Origin of the sequence: Massilia sp. WG5, from assembly GCF_001412595.2 — a bacterium.
Lineage (GTDB): Bacteria > Pseudomonadota > Gammaproteobacteria > Burkholderiales > Burkholderiaceae_D > Telluria.
The window spans coordinates 5,487,665-5,503,374 of sequence record NZ_CP012640.2 but is presented as its reverse complement, the minus strand read 5'-3'; the positions used below and the strand labels follow the sequence as shown (position 1 = coordinate 5,503,374).

Below are 15,710 nucleotides of genomic sequence, written 5' to 3'. Positions count from 1 at the left end.
AGAAGGGATGATACGAATTGAAGTCCACACCTCCAGTGCCGATGGGCGCCCCCCGGCGTGTCGACCTGCAGAACTGTGCAGATGAACCGATCCACGTCCCAGGTTCGATCCAGCCGCACGGAGCGCTGATCTTCTTCACCGCCGCCGGGGAGCTCGAAGGCTGGAGCGAAAACGCCCCCGCCATGCTCGCCCTCCCGCTCGAACCCGGCCGCCCGTTCGCCGGACTCGGCCTGCCCGAGGGCGTCGCCGAACTGGTCCGCGAATGCCTGGACGCCATCAGCGAGGGCGAAGCCGCGCCGATGGTTGCCGCGACCGCCGTCGGCGAGGTCGAATACGACTGCGTGGTGCACGCCAACCAGGGCCGCGTGATCGCCGAGTTCGAGGCGCGCGAAGTCGCCATCGACACCGTCGCCCAGTTCGCGATCAAGGCGCACGGTTCGATCGACCGCCTGCGCCGCCAGAAGACCGTCGAGGCCCTGCTCGACACCGCCGTGCGCCAGGTGCGCGAATTCACCGGCTTCGACCGCGTGATGGCCTACCGCTTCCGCGCCGACGACAGCGGCGACGTCGTGGCCGAGGCGCGCCGCGACGACCTGACGCCCTACCTGGGCCAGCGCTATCCGGCCGGCGACATCCCGCCGCAGGCGCGCCGCCTGTACGTGCTGAACACCCTGCGCATGATCGCCGACGTCACCTACCACGCCGTGCCGCTGCTCGGCGCGGAAGGCGGCGCGCCGCTGGACATGAGCCACGCGGTGCTGCGCAGCGTCTCGCCGATCCACGTCGAATACCTGCAGAACATGCGCGTCGGCGCCTCGATGAGCGTGTCGATCGTCATCAACGGCCGCCTGTGGGGCCTGATCGCCTGCCATCACATGGGCCCGAAGCGCGTGCCCTACGCGATCCGGATGGCGGCCGACGTGCTGGCCCAGGTGATCGCCTCGACGCTCCAGGGCCTGGAATCGCGCGAGGAAACCGACCTGGTCGGACGCGCCGCCGCGGTGCGCACCAGCCTGGTCGAATCGCTGCTGCTCGAAGAGGATCCGCTCGAAACCCTGGTCCAGCACGCGGACGGCCTGATGGCCTCGACCGATGCGCGGGCCCTGATCGCCACCCAGTACGGGCGGGTCGTGTGCCGCGGCATCGATCCGGCCTGCGGCGAGGCGATCGTCGCCACGCTGCCGGAAGCCGCGCACGACCTGCTGGTGCGCCAGTGCCTGGACGACTGGCCGGAAGCGTCGCGCGAACACCTGGGAAAGTGGGTCGGCATGCTCGCCCTGCCCTTCGACCCGCCCAGCCAGGGCTGGTGCGTGCTGCTGCGTCCCGAGCAGATCGAGCAGGTCGCCTGGGGCGGCAAGCCCGACAAGAGCGAACAGTTCGGCCCGATGGGCGAACGCCTGACCCCGCGCGGCTCCTTCGACGCCTGGTACGAGACTGTGCGCGGCTCCGCCCACGAATGGGAAGACGGGGTTCTGACCCATGCCCGCATGACCCTGGGCGAGCTGGCGCGCGTCTCGAATGCGCGCCGCGCCCAGCTCGAAGCGACCCGCGCCCAGCTGCTGGCGATGCTGGGCCACGACCTGCGCGACCCGCTCCACTCGATCAACATGGCCGGCATGGTGCTGGAAAAGACGGACGCCGGCAACAAGAGCGGCACGCTCGGAAAGCGCATCCAGTCGTCCAGCAACCGCATGCAGCGCATGATCGGCCAGGTGCTGGACATGAGCCGCATCGACCGCGGCCTGGATCTCGGCGTGGCGCTGGAGCCGGTCGACCTGACGGCGCTGGTCCAGGACATGGTCGAGGAAGCGCAGCTGGCCTACCCGACCATCGTGTACGACCTGCAGTTCGCGTGCCCGGCCGTGGTGATGGCCGACAGCGGCCGCCTGGGCCAGGTCCTGTCCAACCTGCTGAGCAATGCGCGCCACCACGGCGAGCCGAACCAGCCGATCGAGGTTCGCGTGCACTGCGAAGACGGCCAGGTCGAGATCGCCATCGCCAATGCCAGCGCGCCGATCCCGCACGAGATCGAGTCCAGCCTGTTCAATCCCTTCAAGCGCAGTTCGATGAACAACCCGCGCAACCGCACCGGCATGGGCCTCGGCCTGTACATCGCCCAGCAGATCGTGCGCGAGCACCGGGGCGAGATCGTCTACCGCCATGAAAGCGGCGGCGCCGGCGGCGGACGCGTGATCTTTACCGTGCGCATGCCGCTGGCACGCGAGGCGTGATCCGGTCGGCACTGTCGGGCTTGGCATGTTAGGCTAGCAACATCGCCATTCGCCGACATTGCATGAGACTGGTCACCGTCATCGAAATCACCGCAGTCCTGGTCGCCGCGTTTTCCGGCTTTATCGAGGCGCGGCGCAAGCGCATGGACCTGGTGGGCGTGTTCACCGTCGCTTTCATCGCCGCGTTCGGCGGCGGCACCCTGCGCGACATCCTGCTCGACCGGCGCCCGCTGTTCTGGGTCCAGCACCAGGAATACGCGATCCTGATCTTCGTGCTGGCCCTGGTGGCCTCGCCGCTGATGCGCACCCTGCGCCACATCGTCTCCGAGCGCCTGATCGTGATCGCCGATGCCATCGGCCTGGGGCTGTTTTCGGTGGCCGGGGTGGTGGCCGCCCGGGATGCCCAGATGCCGATCTTCATCGCCTCGATGATGGGCGTGATCACCGGGATCTTCGGCGGGGTGCTGCGCGACATCGTCTGCAACGAGGTCCCGATGGTCTTCCGCGACGGCAAACCCTATGCGATCTGCGCCTTCGTCGGCTGCTGGCTGTTCCTGCTGATGGGGATGTACGGCGTGCCGCGGGAATTCGCGCTGTGGTCGAGCGCCTTCTTCATCAGCGGCCTGCGCCTGCTGACCTGGAAGTTCAACCTGCAGCTGGGCCGCTAGTCCGGCCCCCGGAGAATCGTGTCGAGGTAGTCGACCAGGGTCTCGAGCGAGACTGGTTTCGGGAAGAACTTCACGCCGGCCAGGATCGGGCCGACCTCGATCGGATTCGCCGAAATCATGACCGCCGGCAGCGCCGGCGCGATGGCGTGCAGGCGGCGCAGCAGCTCGTCGCCGTTCATGCCGGGCATCTTGTAGTCGGTGATGACGAGGTCCGGCCGGTCGGCGCGGAAGGCCTGCAGGGCCTGTTCGCCGTCATAGGCCACCGACACGCGGTAGCCCTTGATAGCCAGGTAGCGCTCGAAAACGTACCCTACCGCTTCTTCATCGTCGACTATCAGGATGTGTTTCAACGTTATCTCGGCCGATGTGACATTTCAAAGGCGGAAATGTAACATGGGCCTGGCTGAAACGACAAGCGAATTTGATCGAATTGATTGCGCGCCCGCCTGCGATCAGACGGCGTCCGGGCCGGTCTCGCCGGTGCGGATGCGGATCACCTGTTCGACTTCCTGCACGAAGATCTTGCCGTCGCCGATCTTGCCGGTGCGCGCGGCCTTGATGATGGCGTCCACCACCTGCTCGGTCATCGTGTCGTCGACCACTACTTCGATCTTCACCTTGGGCAGGAAATCGACCACGTATTCGGCGCCGCGGTACAGCTCGGTGTGGCCCTTCTGGCGGCCGAAGCCCTTCACTTCGGTCACGGTCAGGCCGGTCACGTTCACTTCGGCCAGCGCCTCGCGCACCTCGTCCAGCTTGAAAGGTTTGATCACGCAGGTAATTTGTTTCATGGTTTTCTCCGTTCAGTCATTTATTTATTGATTATTCATGGTCCGGGATGGACGCCAGCTGCTCCATCCACACCGTGGCTTCCGAATCGCTCGGGGCGCGCCAGTCGCCGCGCGGCGACAGCGAACCGCCGTTGCCGACCTTCGGCCCGTTCGGCACGCAGGAGCGCTTGAACTGGCTGGTCTTGAAGAAGCGCCACAGGAAGATGCCCAGGTTCTTCTTGATCGCCGCCAGCCCGTACTCGTTGCGCGCCGGGCTGCCGCCTTCCGGCCACGGGCCCACGCTGCGGTCCTTCCAGGCGCTGTAGGACAGGAAAGCCACCTTGGTCGGCTCGAAGCCGTAGCGCAGCGTGTAGTAGAGGTTGAAGTCCTGCAGCTCGTAGGGGCCGATGAAGTCTTCGGTCACCTGGGCCGGCTTGCCCTCCGCTTTTCCCGTACCGGCCTTGGCGGGCACCAGTTCCGGACTGATTTCCGTTTCCAGCACGTTGATGAGGACGTCCGAGCCCGTGTCGCCGATCTGGTGGGTGTCGGCGACCCAGCGCACCAGGTGCGAGATCAGGGTCTTCGGCACGCTGGCGTTCACATTGTAGTGCGACATGTGGTCGCCCACGCCGTAGGTGCACCAGCCCAGCGCCAGCTCCGACAGGTCGCCGGTGCCGATCACGATCGCATGGTGGTGATTCGCCAGCCGGAACAGATGGCTGGTGCGCTCGCCCGCCTGCACGTTCTCGAAGGTGACGTCGTATTCTTCCCTGCCCTCGGCGTAGGGGTGGCCGAGGTCCTTCAGCATCTGGATGCAGCTCGGGCGGATGTCGATCTCGCTGGCGGTGCAGCCCACCGCCTCCATCAGCGCGCGCGCCTGGCGCAGCGTGCGCTCGCTGGTGGCGAAGCCGGGCATGGTGTAGGCCAGGATGTTCGAACGCGGCAGGCCGAGGCGGTCCATGGCCTTGGCGCAGACCAGCAGCGCATGGGTCGAGTCCAGGCCGCCCGAGACGCCGATCACGACCTTCTGGTGGCCGGAGGACTGCAGGCGCTGCAGCAGGGCCTGGACCTGGATGTTGTAGACCTCGGTGCAGCGCTCGTCGCGCCGTTTGCCGTCCGCCGGCACGTAGGGGAAGCGCTCGATGGTGCGCGCCAGCGGCATGTCCCTGTCGAGCGGCAGTTCGACGGCGAAGCGCTGGATACGGAAACGCGCCACCTCGGCGGCATGGCGGCGCACCGACTGCGCGAAGGTGGTCGTGTGCATGCGGTCGACCGACAGGCGCTCGAGGTCGACGTCCGCGCAGATGATGTGCGAGTCCTGCAGGAAGCGTTCGGACTGGGCCAGCAGGTCGCCCTTTTCATAGATCAGGGACTGGCCGTCCCAGGCCATGTCGGTGGTCGATTCGCCCAGCCCGGCCGAGGTGTACAGATAGGCCGCCAGGCAGCGCGCCGACTGCTGGCTGACCAGCTGGTGACGATAGCCGCTCTTGCCCACCACCACGTTCGAGGCGGACAGGTTGACCAGCACCGTGGCGCCGGCAAGGGCCGCGAAGGACGAGGGCGGGACCGGCACCCAGACGTCCTCGCAGATCTCGACGTGGAAGCGGAACAGGGGCGCATCTTTTTCGGGAATCCCGAGCTCGAAAATCTGCTCCGGACCGAAGGGCACGTCCTGGCCCAGCAGGGTGATCCGGTCCGTTGGCGCGTTGTCCGCCGCACTGAACTGCCGGCTTTCGTAAAATTCGCCATAATTGGGCAGGTAGCTTTTCGGCACCACGCCCAGGATGCGGCCGCCGGCCACCACCACCGCGCAGTTGAACAGCACGTGGTTCAGGCGCAGCGGCGCACCGACCACCATCGCCAGCGGCAAGCCGCGCGACGCCTCGACGATCAGCGCCAGCCCGTCGAGCACGGCGTCGAGCAGCGCGCGCTGGTGGAACAGGTCGTCGCAGGAATAGGCGGACAGGCCGAGTTCGGGGAAAGCCACCAGTACAGCGCCCCGGTCGGCCGCTTCACGGGCCAGCTTGAGCGTTTCCTGGACATTGAAGGCCGGGTCGGCCACACGGCAGCGCGGACTGGCGACTGCCACCCGCGCGAAGTCGTGCGAGTAGAGGTTGAAGAATCGCTTATCCATATGAGTCAGCTTTTCATTATTCGGAAGTCATCTTGAATTATCGCACGCATATCGCTTCCTCTCTCTCCGAGATCGGGCAAGCGGCCTGGGACGGGCTGCTGGCCCGCCAGCACAAACCCAATCCTTTCGTCTCCTACGCTTTCCTGCACGCCCTGCACGAATCCGGCAGCGCCACGCCGGAGACCGGCTGGCAGCCGCAGTTCATCGCCCTGTACGACGGCGAGGAGCTGGCAGCCGCCCTGCCCCTGTACGTGAAGGGCCATTCCTACGGCGAATACGTGTTCGACTGGGCCTGGGCCGACGCCTACCAGCGCAACGGCCTCGATTACTACCCGAAGCTGCTGTGCGCGATCCCGTTCACGCCGGTGACGGGGCCGCGCCTGCTGGCCCGCGACGCGACCGCGCGCGCGGCGCTGATCGAGGTATTGCGCGGCACCCAGCAGGCCTCCGACGTCTCGTCGACCCATATCCTGTTCCCGCCCGACGAGCAGGCGCAGCAACTGGCCGCGGCCGGCTACCTGCTGCGCAGCGGCGTGCAGTTCCACTGGATGAACGCGGGCTACGCATCGTTCGACGAGTTCCTGGCCACGCTGGAGCAGAAGAAGCGCAAGAACATCCGCGCCGAGCGGCGCAAGGTGCGCGAGGCGGGCGTGACGCTGCGCCGGGTGCGCGGCGCCGACGCCACGGACGAGGACTGGCGCTTCTTCACGCGCTGCTACCGGCACACCTATGCCGAGCATTATTCGAAGCCCTACCTGAACCTCGATTTCTTCCGCCGCATCGGGCGCGAGATGCCGCACAACCTGCTGCTCGTCATCGCCGAGCGCGGCGGCGAGGCGATCGCGTCCTCGCTGGTGGTGCACGACGAGACCACGCTCTACGGCCGCTACTGGGGCGCGCTCGAGCACGTGCCCTGCCTGCACTTCGAGACCGCCTACTACCAGCCGCTCGAGTTCTGCATCGAGCAGGGCATCCAGGTGTTCGAGGGCGGCGCCCAGGGCGAGCACAAGATGGCGCGCGGCTTCCTGCCGACCCGCACCTGGTCGGCGCACTGGCTGGCCCACCCGTCCTTCGCGGATGCGGTCGAGCGCTTCCTGGAAAGGGAAAGCGGCGGGATCGACGACTATATCGACGAGTTGAACGACAGGAATCCATTCAAGCCAAATACATTTGCACAAACATAATGAAGCGAGCCCCCGGGCCGCTTGGTGCTAAGCTTTTCCCGTCCTGGCCAACGCGGGAGGGAAGCCATGCCGGATCGAACGGGGGAAGTGGTCGTCATCACCGGTGCGAGCGCGGGTATCGGGCGCGCAGCGGTTCGTGAATTTGCCCGCCATCGCGCGCGGATCGCCCTGATCGCGCGCGAGCCGGAACGCCTGGAAGCGGCCCGGGCCGAAGCGGAACGCATGGGCTCGCCGCAAGCCATCGCGCTCGTCGCCGACACCGCCGACCATGCCCAGGTCGAAGCCGCCGCCGAGCGCGCCGAACAGGAACTCGGCCCGATCGACATCTGGGTGAACAATGCGATGGCGACCATGTTCGCCCCCTTCGCCGAGATCGCCCCCGAGGATTACCGCCGCGTCACCGACGTGACCTACCACGGCTTCGTGTGGGGCACGATGGCGGCGCTCAAGCGCATGCGCCCGCGCGACCGCGGCACCATCCTGCAGGTCGGCTCGGCCCTGGCCTACCGCTCGATCCCCCTGCAGTCGCCCTACTGCGGCGCCAAGCACGCGATCAAGGGCTTTACCCAATCGCTGCGCACCGAACTCGAACACGAGCACAGCAGGATCCACCTGGTCATCGTCGACATGCCGGGCGTGAACACGCCCCAGTTCGAATGGTGCAAGACCACCCTGAGCCACCACCCGAAGCCGACCGGCACCTGCTACCAGCCCGAGGTTGCCGGGCGCGCCATCTACTGGGCCGCGCATTCGCGCCGCGCCGAGATCTGCGTCGGCTACCCGACCCTGGGCGCGGTGCTGGCCGAGAAATTCGTCCCGCACCTGCTCGACCGCTACCTGGCGCGCACCGGCATCGCCGGCCAGCAAAGCCCGGAACCGATCCCGGCCGACCGCCCGGACAACCTGTGGAAACCGGTGCCGGGGCCCTTCGCCGCCCACGGCAGCTTCGACCGCGGGGCCTGGAAAGTCAGCCCGGCGTTCTGGGCGGCAAAGCACCGCGGCTGGCTGTGGACCGGGGCCGCGCTCGGCCTGGGCCTGATTGGACTGACAAAAAGGAGAAGAGGATGAGCAAGACCGTCGGTGATTTCTTCGTCGAACGCCTGTACGACTGGGGCGTGCGCACCATCTTCGGCTACCCCGGCGACGGCATCAACGGGGTGCTGGGCGCCCTCCAGCGCTCGAAGAAGAAGATCGAATTCATCCAGGTGCGGCATGAAGAGATGGCGGCCTTCATGGCCTCCGCCCACGCCAAGTTCACCGGCCAGCCGGGCGTCTGCCTGTCGACCGGCGGGCCCGGCGCGTCCCACATGGTGACCGGCCTGTACGATGCGAAGATGGACCACATGCCGGTGCTGGCGATCTGCGGCCAGGCCCCGCGCACCGCGCGCGGCGCCCATTACACCCAGGAGCTGAACCTGGACCGGCTGTTCCAGGACGTGGCCGACTACGTGTACGAGGCGGAAGCGCCGTCGCAGGTGCGCCACCTGGTCGACCGCGCCATGCGCACCGTGCTCGGGCGCAATGGCATCGGCGTGCTGATCCTCCCCGGCGACCTGCAGGAACTGCCCTACGAGGAGCCGCCGCGCAAGCATGGTTCGGTCCAGTCCGGCATCGGCTATGCCAAGCCGCGCGTGGTCCCGCACGATATCGACCTGCGGCGCGCGGCCGAGGTCCTGAACGCCGGCAAGAAGGTGGCGATCCTGGTCGGCGCCGGCGCCCTGCACGCCACCGACGAAGTGATCGCCGTGGCCGACCGCCTGCAGGCCGGCGCCGCGAAGGCCCTGCTGGGCAAGGCCGCCCTGCCCGACGACCTGCCCTGGGTCACGGGTTCGATCGGCATCCTCGGCACCAAGGCCAGCTGGGAGCTGATGACCCACTGCGACACCCTCCTGATGATCGGCTCCGGCTTCCCGTATGCGGAATTCCTGCCCGAGGAAGGCAAGGCGCGCGCGGTGCAGATCGACATCGATCCGACCATGCTCAGCATCCGCTACCCGGCCGAGGTCAACCTGCACGGCGACAGCGCCGAGACCCTGCGCCTGCTGCTGCCGCTGCTCGAACAGAAAAGCGGCGACTGGCGCCGCCAGGTCGAAAGCGAGGTGCAGGATTCCTGGAAGCTGCTGGAGAACCGCGCACTGGTGCGGGCCAACCCGATCAATCCGCAGCGCGTGGCCTGGGAACTGTCGCCGCAGCTGCCGGTCGACGCCATCGTCACCAGCGACTCGGGCTCCTGCGCCAACTGGTATGCGCGCGACCTGCGGGTGCGGCGCGGCCAGATGTATTCGCTGTCCGGCGGGCTGGCCTCGATGGGCGCGGCGGTGCCGTATGCGATCGCGGCCAAGTTCGCCCACTCCGAGCGCCCGGTCATCGCCATGGTCGGCGACGGCGCCATGCAGATGAATAACATGGCCGAGCTGATCACCGTCTCGAAATACTGGCGCCTGTGGAAGGATCCGCGCTGGATCGTCTGCGTCTTCAACAACGGCGACCTGAACCAGGTGACCTGGGAGCAGCGCGTGATGGAAGGCGACCCGAAGTTCGAGGCCACGCAGAAGATCCCCGATGTCCCCTATCACAAGTTCGGCGAGCTGATCGGCCTGAAGGGCATCTACTGCGACAACCCGGAAGAGGTCGCGATCGCCTGGCGCGAGGCGCTGGCCGCCGACCGCCCGGTGGTGCTGGAGTTCAAGACCGACCCGGAGGTGCCGCCGCTGCCCTCGCACATCACGCTGGAGCAGGCCAAGTCCTTCATGGAAACCGTCGTCAAGGGCGACCCGAAGGAAGGCTCGATGCTGGCCGGGGTCGCGCGCCAGGTGCTGAGCGGCATCCTGCCGAAGGACAAATCGTGATCCCGGCGGCGCAGACGGAGGCGGGCCAGGCGGCGCGCACCCTCGGCGCCGCCGCCCTCGGGCTCTCGCTTGCCACCGTGCTGGCGGCGGCCGTGTCCACACGTGCACGACCGCGCCGCGCGCCGGCGCCCTTGCCGCCGCCGCGCCCCGCCGGTCCCGAAGCCGGCGCCGCCGGCCGGCTCTACCTGTCGTCCGCGATGCTGGCCGCCTCCGTCCTGAGCGACAGCGCCCTGGAACACTACCGCGGCGGCTTCGAGAATCCCGGCATGTTCGCCCCGCTGGCCAGCGCCGCGCTGGCGCTGGCGGGCGCAGCCCGGGCATCGCGCCGGCCGGCCCGTCCGGCGCCCGCCCTGCCCTTCGGCGCCGCCTGCGCGGTCGGCGCGGCGGGGCTCGGCTTCCACACCTACAACCTGCTGCGCCGGCCCGGCGGCCTTTCCTGGGGTAACTTGTTCTACGCCGCGCCGCTGGGGGCGCCGGTGGCCCTGTCGCTGGCCGGCCTGCTGGGGCTGGCCGCGCGCGAGCTTGGACGCGGCGCACCGACGCTGGCGCGCCTGCCGCGCCGCCGCGCCCTCGGCCTGCTGACGGCCGCCGGCCTGGCCGGCACCAGTCTGGAAGCGGCCCTGCTGCATTTCCGCGGCGCCTTCCACAACCCGGCGATGTGGCTGCCGGTCAGCCTGCCGCCGGTGGCCGCCGCGCTGCTGGCGGGCGCCGCCGCGCATCCGCCCGAGGCCGCGCCGCGGCTCACGCGCCTGGCGCGGGCCTGCTTGAACGCCACCGCCTGGCTGGGCGTGGCCGGGGTCGCCCTGCACGCGCGCGGCGTCGCGCGCCAGATGGGTGGCTGGCGCAACTGGAGCCAGAACGTGCTGAGCGGTCCGCCGCTGCCCGCGCCGCCCAGCTTTTCCGCGCTGGCGCTGGCCGGAGGCGCCGCGCTGGAGCTCCCATGAGCACGCGCTACCCCGGCTACGACGTGCTGGCCAAATGGGACAGCCCGTCCTTCGACGACACCACCCGGCAGGTGCTGGCGCAGCGCCTGGACGCCGTACCGCCGCGCCGCTTCCTCGATCCGGACGAGTGGGAACTGCTGGAAGCCGTCAACCGGCGCCTGCTGCCGCAGCCGGATCGCCTTGATCCGATTCCGATCACGCCCTGGATCGACGCCATGCTGTTCGATCAGCGCGGCGAAGGCTTCCGCCATCCCGACGATCCGCCCATGCGCGAGGCCTGGCGCCTGGGCCTGGCCGCCCTCGCCGACGAGGCGCACCGCCGCCACGACCGCGACTTCGCGCAACTCGAACCGGCAGGCCAGGACGCCGTGCTGCAGGCGCTGGCCGACAACGATGTCCGCTCGCCCCGATGGCAGGCGCTGCACGCGCAGCGCTTCTTCACCCACATGCTGCTGAAGACCGCGGCCGGCATCTATTACGCCCACCCCCGGGCCTGGAACGAGATCGGCTTCGGCGGCCCGGCCAGCCCGCGCGGCTATGTGCGCCTCGGCCTCGACCGGCGCGATCCCTGGGAGGCCCGCGAAGCCCGACAGCTGCGCGAGGTGCGCTGATGGCGCGCCGGCCACGCACCGGAGGAGGCCGCGCACCGGACGTGTTCGCGCGCGGCGGCTGGGTGCCGATGCGCGAATACCCCGACAGCGACGAGGTCGACTTCGCGATCGTCGGCGCCGGGGCCGGCGGCGCCACCCTCGCCTGCAAGCTGGCCGAAGCCGGCTTTTCCGTGGTCGTGCTGGAAGCCGGGCCGTTCTGGCGTCCGCTCGAGGACTTCGCCTCCGACGAGGAAGCCCAGCAGGAACTGTACTGGCTGGAGGAGCGCCTGACCGGCGGCCTGGACCCGATCGCCCTCGGCGGCAACAACTCCGGCTGGGGCGTAGGGGGCTCGACCGTCCACTTCAGCATGATCTCGCTGCGCTTCCGGCCCGAATGGTTCCGCGCCCGCAGCCTGCTCGGCTACGGCGTCGACTGGCCGATCGGCTACGACGAACTGGCGCCCTACTACGAGGAAGCCGAGCGCGCGCTGGCGATTTCCGGTCCCTTGCGCTATCCCTGGGGGCCGCCGCACCGCCGCTATCCCTACCGCGAGCATGAGATGAACGCGGCCGGCCTGGTGCTGGCGCGCGGCGCCGAGCGCATGGGTGTGGCGTGGTCGCCGGTGCCGCTGGCGACCGTCTCCGCGCCGCGCGGCAAGTCGCCGCCCTGCGTCTACCGCGGCTTCTGCAATTTCGGCTGCTCGACGAACGCCAAGCAGAGCGCCCTGGTGGTGTGGATCCCGCGCGCCCTGCGTGCCGGCGCCGAGGTGCGCGACCTGGCGATGGCCGGCCGCATCGAGCTGGATGCGGCCGGCCTGGCCAGCGGCGTGCATTACCGCCGCGACGAAGAATGGCGCTTCCAGCGCGCGCGCAATGTGGTGGTGGCCGGCTATGCGATCGAGACCCCGCGCCTGCTGCTGAATTCCGCATGCGCGCGCTTCCCCCAGGGCCTGGCCAACAGTTCCGGCCTGGTCGGCACGCACCTGACCACCCACGCCGGTCCCGGCGTGTGGGCGCGCTTCGACGAGGAAATCCGCTGGAACAAGGGGCCGCCCAACATGGCCGTCTGCGAGCACTGGAACTATGCCGACGAGGGCAAGGACTTCGACGGCGGCTACGCCTTCATGAGCCAGGGCCCGCTGCCGCGCGCCTGGGCCCAGCTGGTGGCGACCTCGCAGAACCTGTGGGGCATGGCGCTGCGCGAGGCCATGCTCGACTATAACCACATGAGCGGGCTGGTGGCGGTGGCCGAGACCGAGCCGCGTATCCAGAACCGGGTCACCCTGGCGGCGAAGCGCGACCGCCATGGCCTGCCGGTTGCCCGCGTGGACTTCGCCTACTCCGACAACGACCGCCGCATGCAGGAGCACGCGCGCCGCTTCATGGGCCGGATGTTGGAGGCGGCCGGCGGCCGGGACCTGTGGAGCAGCGAGGACACCAGCCATATCCTCGGCACCTGCCGCATGGGCGCCAGCCCGGACAGCAGCGTGGTCGATGCCGACGGGCGCAGCTGGGACGTGCGCAACCTCTGGATCTGTGACGGCTCGCTGTTCCCGACCTGCGGCGGGGTCAATCCCTCCCTCACGATCCAGGCGCTGGCTTGCCGCATCGGCGAGCGCATCCGGCGTCTTTCCGCACGCGGAGAACTCTGACATGAGCAAGCCATGAGCAAGATCGCCAGCATCTTCGACCTCGAAACCCTGGCCCGCGAGCGCCTGCCCTCGGTGCTGTTCGACTACATCCATGGCGGCAGCGAGCAGCAGCTCACCCTGCAGCGCAACCTGGACGACCTGCGCGCCCTGGCGCTGCGCCAGCACAGCCTGCGCAACGTCGCCCGGCGCGACACCGTCACCACCATGGCCGGCGATCCGGCGCGGATCCCGCTGGCGGTCGGGCCGACCGGCCTGGCCGGCCTGATGTGGCCGAACGGCGAGTGCGAGGCGGCGCGCGCGGCGGCCGACTACGGCGTGCCCTACTGCCTGTCGACCTGCTCGATCAACTCGATCGAGGACGTCGCCGAGGCGACCGGCAAGCCCTTCTGGTTCCAGCTCTACCTCATGAAGGACAGGAGGGTCAACGAAAGCCTGATCCGCCGCGCGCTGGACGCCAACTGTTCGGCGCTGGTGCTGACCATCGACCTGCACACCCAGGGCAAGCGCTGGGCCGACGAGAAGGAAGGCCTGGGCGTACCGCCGCGGCTGACGCCGAGGAACGTGCTCGAGATGCTGACCCACCCGCGCTGGCTGGCCGGCATGGCAGGTAGCAAGCGTCATACATTCGGCAACCTCGAGCACGAAATCAAGGAGGGCGGCTCGGTGGGATCGCTGTCGAAGTGGATCGAAGCGCAGTTCGATCCGAGCTTCGACCTCGAGACCGTGCGCTGGGTGCGGTCGGCGTGGCCGCGCAAGCTGATCCTGAAGGGCGTGATGCACCCGGACGACGCCAGCAGCGCCGTCGACATCGGCGCCGACGCCATCATCGTCTCGAACCACGGCGGGCGCCAGCTCGACAGCTCGCCGTCCTCGATCTCGGTGCTGCCGCAGATCGCGGAAAGCGTCGGCAAGCGCATCGAAGTCCTGTTCGACGGCGGCATCCGGACCGGCGGCGACATCGTCAAGGCGCTCGGCCTCGGGGCGCACGCCTGCCTGAGCGGGCGCGCCTGCCTGTACGGCCTGGCGGCGAAAGGCCGCGACGGCGTGCACTGCGCGCTCGAGCTGTTCGAGCAGGAGCTGCAGGACTGCATGATGCTGGCCGGCCTGTCCAGCGTGTCCGCGGTGCCGCCCGGCGTGGTCACCGCCCAGCCGCCCCTGGGAGGCCGGCGATGACGCTGCAGCCGCCCCCGTTCATGTTCGCCAGCGGGATCGAGAACAGCAGCCCGACCATCGGCCACGGCAAGATCCGCCGCGACCAGATGGAGGAATGCGGCCATTACCGCTACTTCCGCACCGACTTCGCGCTGGCGGCCGATCTCGGCATCCGCACCCTGCGCTACGGCATCCCTCTGCACCGCAGCTGGCTGGGACCGGACCGCTACGACTGGACCTTCGCCGACCAGGCCTTCGCCGAACTGCGGAAACTCGGTATCGCGCCGATCGCCGACCTCTGCCACTTCGGCGTGCCGGACTGGATCGGCAACTTCCAGAATCCGGACTTTCCGGAACTGTTCGCGCGCTATGCCATGGAATTCACGCGGCGCTATGCCTGGATCCGCCTGTTCACCCCGGTCAACGAGATGTACGTCTGCGCCCGCTTTTCCGCCCTGTACGGCTTTTGGAACGAGCAGTTGAGCGACGAGCGCGCCTACGTTACCGCCATCAAGCACCTGGTCAAGGCCAACCAGCTGGCCATGCATGCGATTCGCAGCATGCAGCCGGACGCCCTGTTCATCCAGAGCGAATCGAGCGAATACTTCCACGCCAGCGCCCCCGGCGCCGAGCCGATCGCGGAAACGCGCAACCTGCGGCGCTTCCTGACGCTCGATCTCAACTATGGACGCGCGCTGGAACCCGCCTTGCGCACTTTTGTACTCGACAACGGCATGAGCGAGGACGAGCTGCGCTTCTTCGAGGCCCACGCCCTGCGCCGGCACTGCATCCTCGGCACCGACTACTACCGCTCGAACGAGCACCATGTGGACGCCGACGGCAGCATGCGTCCGGTCGACGAGCTGCTCGGCTATGCGGTGATCGCGCGGGAGTATGCGGAACGCTACCGCCTGCCCCTGATGCACACCGAGACCAACCGCGACGACGGCCCGCAGGGCCTTGATGCCTGCGCCTGGCTGGAGCGGCAATGGGCGCTGCTGCGCGGCCTGATGCGCGCCGGCGTCGCGGTGACCGGCTTTACCTGGTATTCGATCACCGACCAGGTCGACTGGGACATCGAACTGCGCGAACAGCGCGGCAAGGTCAACCCGCGCGGGCTGTTCGACCTGGACCGCAAGATCCGGCCGGTCGGCAGGGCCTACGGAAAATTAATTGCAGACTGGAGCGGGCGTCTTGCCTGCCCTGTTTCATTGTGAGCCCATGCGCGGGGGTACGGTAGAAGGCTGTTGCCACGCCGCCGGCACCTCGCTGCGGGTGGCGTAGTCGGCGCCGGACAGGGCGAACAGCAGGGCCAGCGTGACCAGGCCGGCCAGCGCCGTCAGCCGCAGCAGCGGATGGCTGGCGCGCAGGCGCATGAAGACGATGGCCACCAGCAGCGCCTTTGCGACCGCCACCGCCATGCTGATCGCGGTATTGATCCAGCCCAGCGGGATCCAGGCCATGGCGGCGGTCAGCGCCAGCAGGGCCAGCAGGGCCAGCCAGGTGAGCACCAGGGGACGGGTGCGGCGCTCCATG

The 15,710-nt window shown here is 68.7% G+C and carries 14 protein-coding genes; 10 read left to right on the top strand and 4 right to left on the bottom strand.

Annotation, left to right across the window (positions count from 1 at the left end; translation table 11 throughout):
- Positions 1-17 precede the first annotated feature (17 nt).
- Together AM586_RS24565 and AM586_RS24560 are read left to right on the top strand one after the other, a co-directional pair.
- Positions 18-2,231, top strand: a complete 2,214-nt coding sequence (locus AM586_RS24565) for an ATP-binding protein (RefSeq protein WP_229411189.1) — start codon at positions 18-20, stop codon at positions 2,229-2,231.
- Positions 2,232-2,293: 62 nt separating this feature from the next.
- Positions 2,294-2,899: a trimeric intracellular cation channel family protein gene (locus tag AM586_RS24560; protein ID WP_047825455.1), complete on the top strand. Its 606-nt coding sequence runs from the start codon at positions 2,294-2,296 to the stop codon at positions 2,897-2,899.
- On the opposite strand, the gene AM586_RS24555 is transcribed toward AM586_RS24560, so the two are convergent.
- The 3 genes from AM586_RS24555 to AM586_RS24545 form a co-directional block, all read right to left on the bottom strand.
- Positions 2,896-3,249, bottom strand: a complete 354-nt coding sequence (locus AM586_RS24555) for a response regulator (protein WP_060566763.1) — start codon at positions 3,247-3,249, stop codon at positions 2,896-2,898. The two genes, AM586_RS24560 and AM586_RS24555, sit on opposite strands and share 4 nt — an antisense overlap.
- Positions 3,250-3,351: 102 nt before the next feature.
- Positions 3,352-3,690 carry a P-II family nitrogen regulator gene (locus AM586_RS24550; RefSeq protein ID WP_060566761.1) on the bottom strand — a complete coding sequence of 113 codons (339 nt, stop codon included), beginning with the start codon at positions 3,688-3,690 and terminating at the stop codon, positions 3,352-3,354.
- 31 nt (positions 3,691-3,721) lie between these two features.
- The gene (locus AM586_RS24545) at positions 3,722-5,803 is read right to left on the bottom strand and encodes an NAD(+) synthase (protein WP_047825459.1); all 2,082 of its coding nucleotides are present in this window, start codon (positions 5,801-5,803) and stop codon (positions 3,722-3,724) included.
- Positions 5,804-5,835: 32 nt separating this feature from the next.
- On the opposite strand from AM586_RS24545, the gene AM586_RS24540 reads away from it, so the two are divergent.
- The 8 genes from AM586_RS24540 (at position 5,836) to AM586_RS24505 (ending at position 15,391) form a co-directional block, all read left to right on the top strand.
- A complete protein-coding gene (locus tag AM586_RS24540; protein ID WP_047825460.1) occupies positions 5,836-6,987 on the top strand; it encodes a GNAT family N-acetyltransferase in 1,152 nt (383 codons plus the stop codon).
- A 66-nt stretch (positions 6,988-7,053) separates the two neighbouring features.
- Positions 7,054-8,055, top strand: a complete 1,002-nt coding sequence (locus AM586_RS24535) for an SDR family oxidoreductase (RefSeq protein ID WP_047825461.1) — start codon at positions 7,054-7,056, stop codon at positions 8,053-8,055.
- Complete coding sequence (locus AM586_RS24530; RefSeq protein ID WP_047825462.1) at positions 8,052-9,836, top strand: thiamine pyrophosphate-requiring protein; 1,785 nt, start codon at positions 8,052-8,054, stop codon at positions 9,834-9,836. The genes AM586_RS24535 and AM586_RS24530 overlap by 4 nt, the downstream gene beginning before the upstream one ends.
- 197 nt (positions 9,837-10,033) lie before the next feature.
- Entirely contained in the window at positions 10,034-10,780 is a 747-nt protein-coding gene (locus tag AM586_RS24525; RefSeq protein WP_060567162.1) for a hypothetical protein, read from the top strand.
- On the top strand, positions 10,777-11,391 hold the full coding sequence (locus tag AM586_RS24520; RefSeq protein ID WP_047825463.1) for a gluconate 2-dehydrogenase subunit 3 family protein: 615 nt from the start codon (positions 10,777-10,779) through the stop codon (positions 11,389-11,391). The genes AM586_RS24525 and AM586_RS24520 overlap by 4 nt, the downstream gene beginning before the upstream one ends.
- Complete coding sequence (locus AM586_RS24515; RefSeq protein WP_047825464.1) at positions 11,391-13,022, top strand: GMC family oxidoreductase; 1,632 nt, start codon at positions 11,391-11,393, stop codon at positions 13,020-13,022. The genes AM586_RS24520 and AM586_RS24515 overlap by 1 nt, the downstream gene beginning before the upstream one ends.
- Positions 13,023-13,034: 12 nt before the next feature.
- Complete coding sequence (locus AM586_RS24510; RefSeq protein ID WP_047825465.1) at positions 13,035-14,195, top strand: alpha-hydroxy acid oxidase; 1,161 nt, start codon at positions 13,035-13,037, stop codon at positions 14,193-14,195.
- A complete protein-coding gene (locus AM586_RS24505; protein ID WP_052233997.1) occupies positions 14,192-15,391 on the top strand; it encodes a family 1 glycosylhydrolase in 1,200 nt (399 codons plus the stop codon). The genes AM586_RS24510 and AM586_RS24505 overlap by 4 nt, the downstream gene beginning before the upstream one ends.
- Here the strand turns inward: AM586_RS24505 and AM586_RS24500 are convergent.
- The gene (locus tag AM586_RS24500) at positions 15,383-15,709 is read right to left on the bottom strand and encodes a cytochrome C oxidase subunit IV family protein (RefSeq protein WP_047825466.1); all 327 of its coding nucleotides are present in this window, start codon (positions 15,707-15,709) and stop codon (positions 15,383-15,385) included. The genes AM586_RS24505 and AM586_RS24500 overlap by 9 nt on opposite strands.
- Position 15,710: the final 1 nt, after the last annotated feature.

Bases quoted from the DNA above. Each gene is read 5' to 3' on its own strand.
- AM586_RS24560 (WP_047825455.1), top strand. From the start codon at position 2,294: ATGAGACTGGTCACCGTCATCGAAATCACCGCAGTCCTGGTCGCCGCG.
- AM586_RS24550 (WP_060566761.1), bottom strand. From the start codon at position 3,690: ATGAAACAAATTACCTGCGTGATCAAACCTTTCAAGCTGGACGAGGTG.
- AM586_RS24545 (WP_047825459.1), bottom strand. From the start codon at position 5,803: ATGGATAAGCGATTCTTCAACCTCTACTCGCACGACTTCGCGCGGGTG.
- AM586_RS24535 (WP_047825461.1), top strand. From the start codon at position 7,054: ATGCCGGATCGAACGGGGGAAGTGGTCGTCATCACCGGTGCGAGCGCG.
- AM586_RS24530 (WP_047825462.1), top strand. From the start codon at position 8,052: ATGAGCAAGACCGTCGGTGATTTCTTCGTCGAACGCCTGTACGACTGG.
- AM586_RS24525 (WP_060567162.1), top strand. From the start codon at position 10,034: ATGCTGGCCGCCTCCGTCCTGAGCGACAGCGCCCTGGAACACTACCGC.
- AM586_RS24520 (WP_047825463.1), top strand. From the start codon at position 10,777: ATGAGCACGCGCTACCCCGGCTACGACGTGCTGGCCAAATGGGACAGC.
- AM586_RS24515 (WP_047825464.1), top strand. From the start codon at position 11,391: ATGGCGCGCCGGCCACGCACCGGAGGAGGCCGCGCACCGGACGTGTTC.
- AM586_RS24510 (WP_047825465.1), top strand. From the start codon at position 13,035: ATGAGCAAGATCGCCAGCATCTTCGACCTCGAAACCCTGGCCCGCGAG.
- AM586_RS24505 (WP_052233997.1), top strand. From the start codon at position 14,192: ATGACGCTGCAGCCGCCCCCGTTCATGTTCGCCAGCGGGATCGAGAAC.
- AM586_RS24500 (WP_047825466.1), bottom strand. From the start codon at position 15,709: ATGGAGCGCCGCACCCGTCCCCTGGTGCTCACCTGGCTGGCCCTGCTG.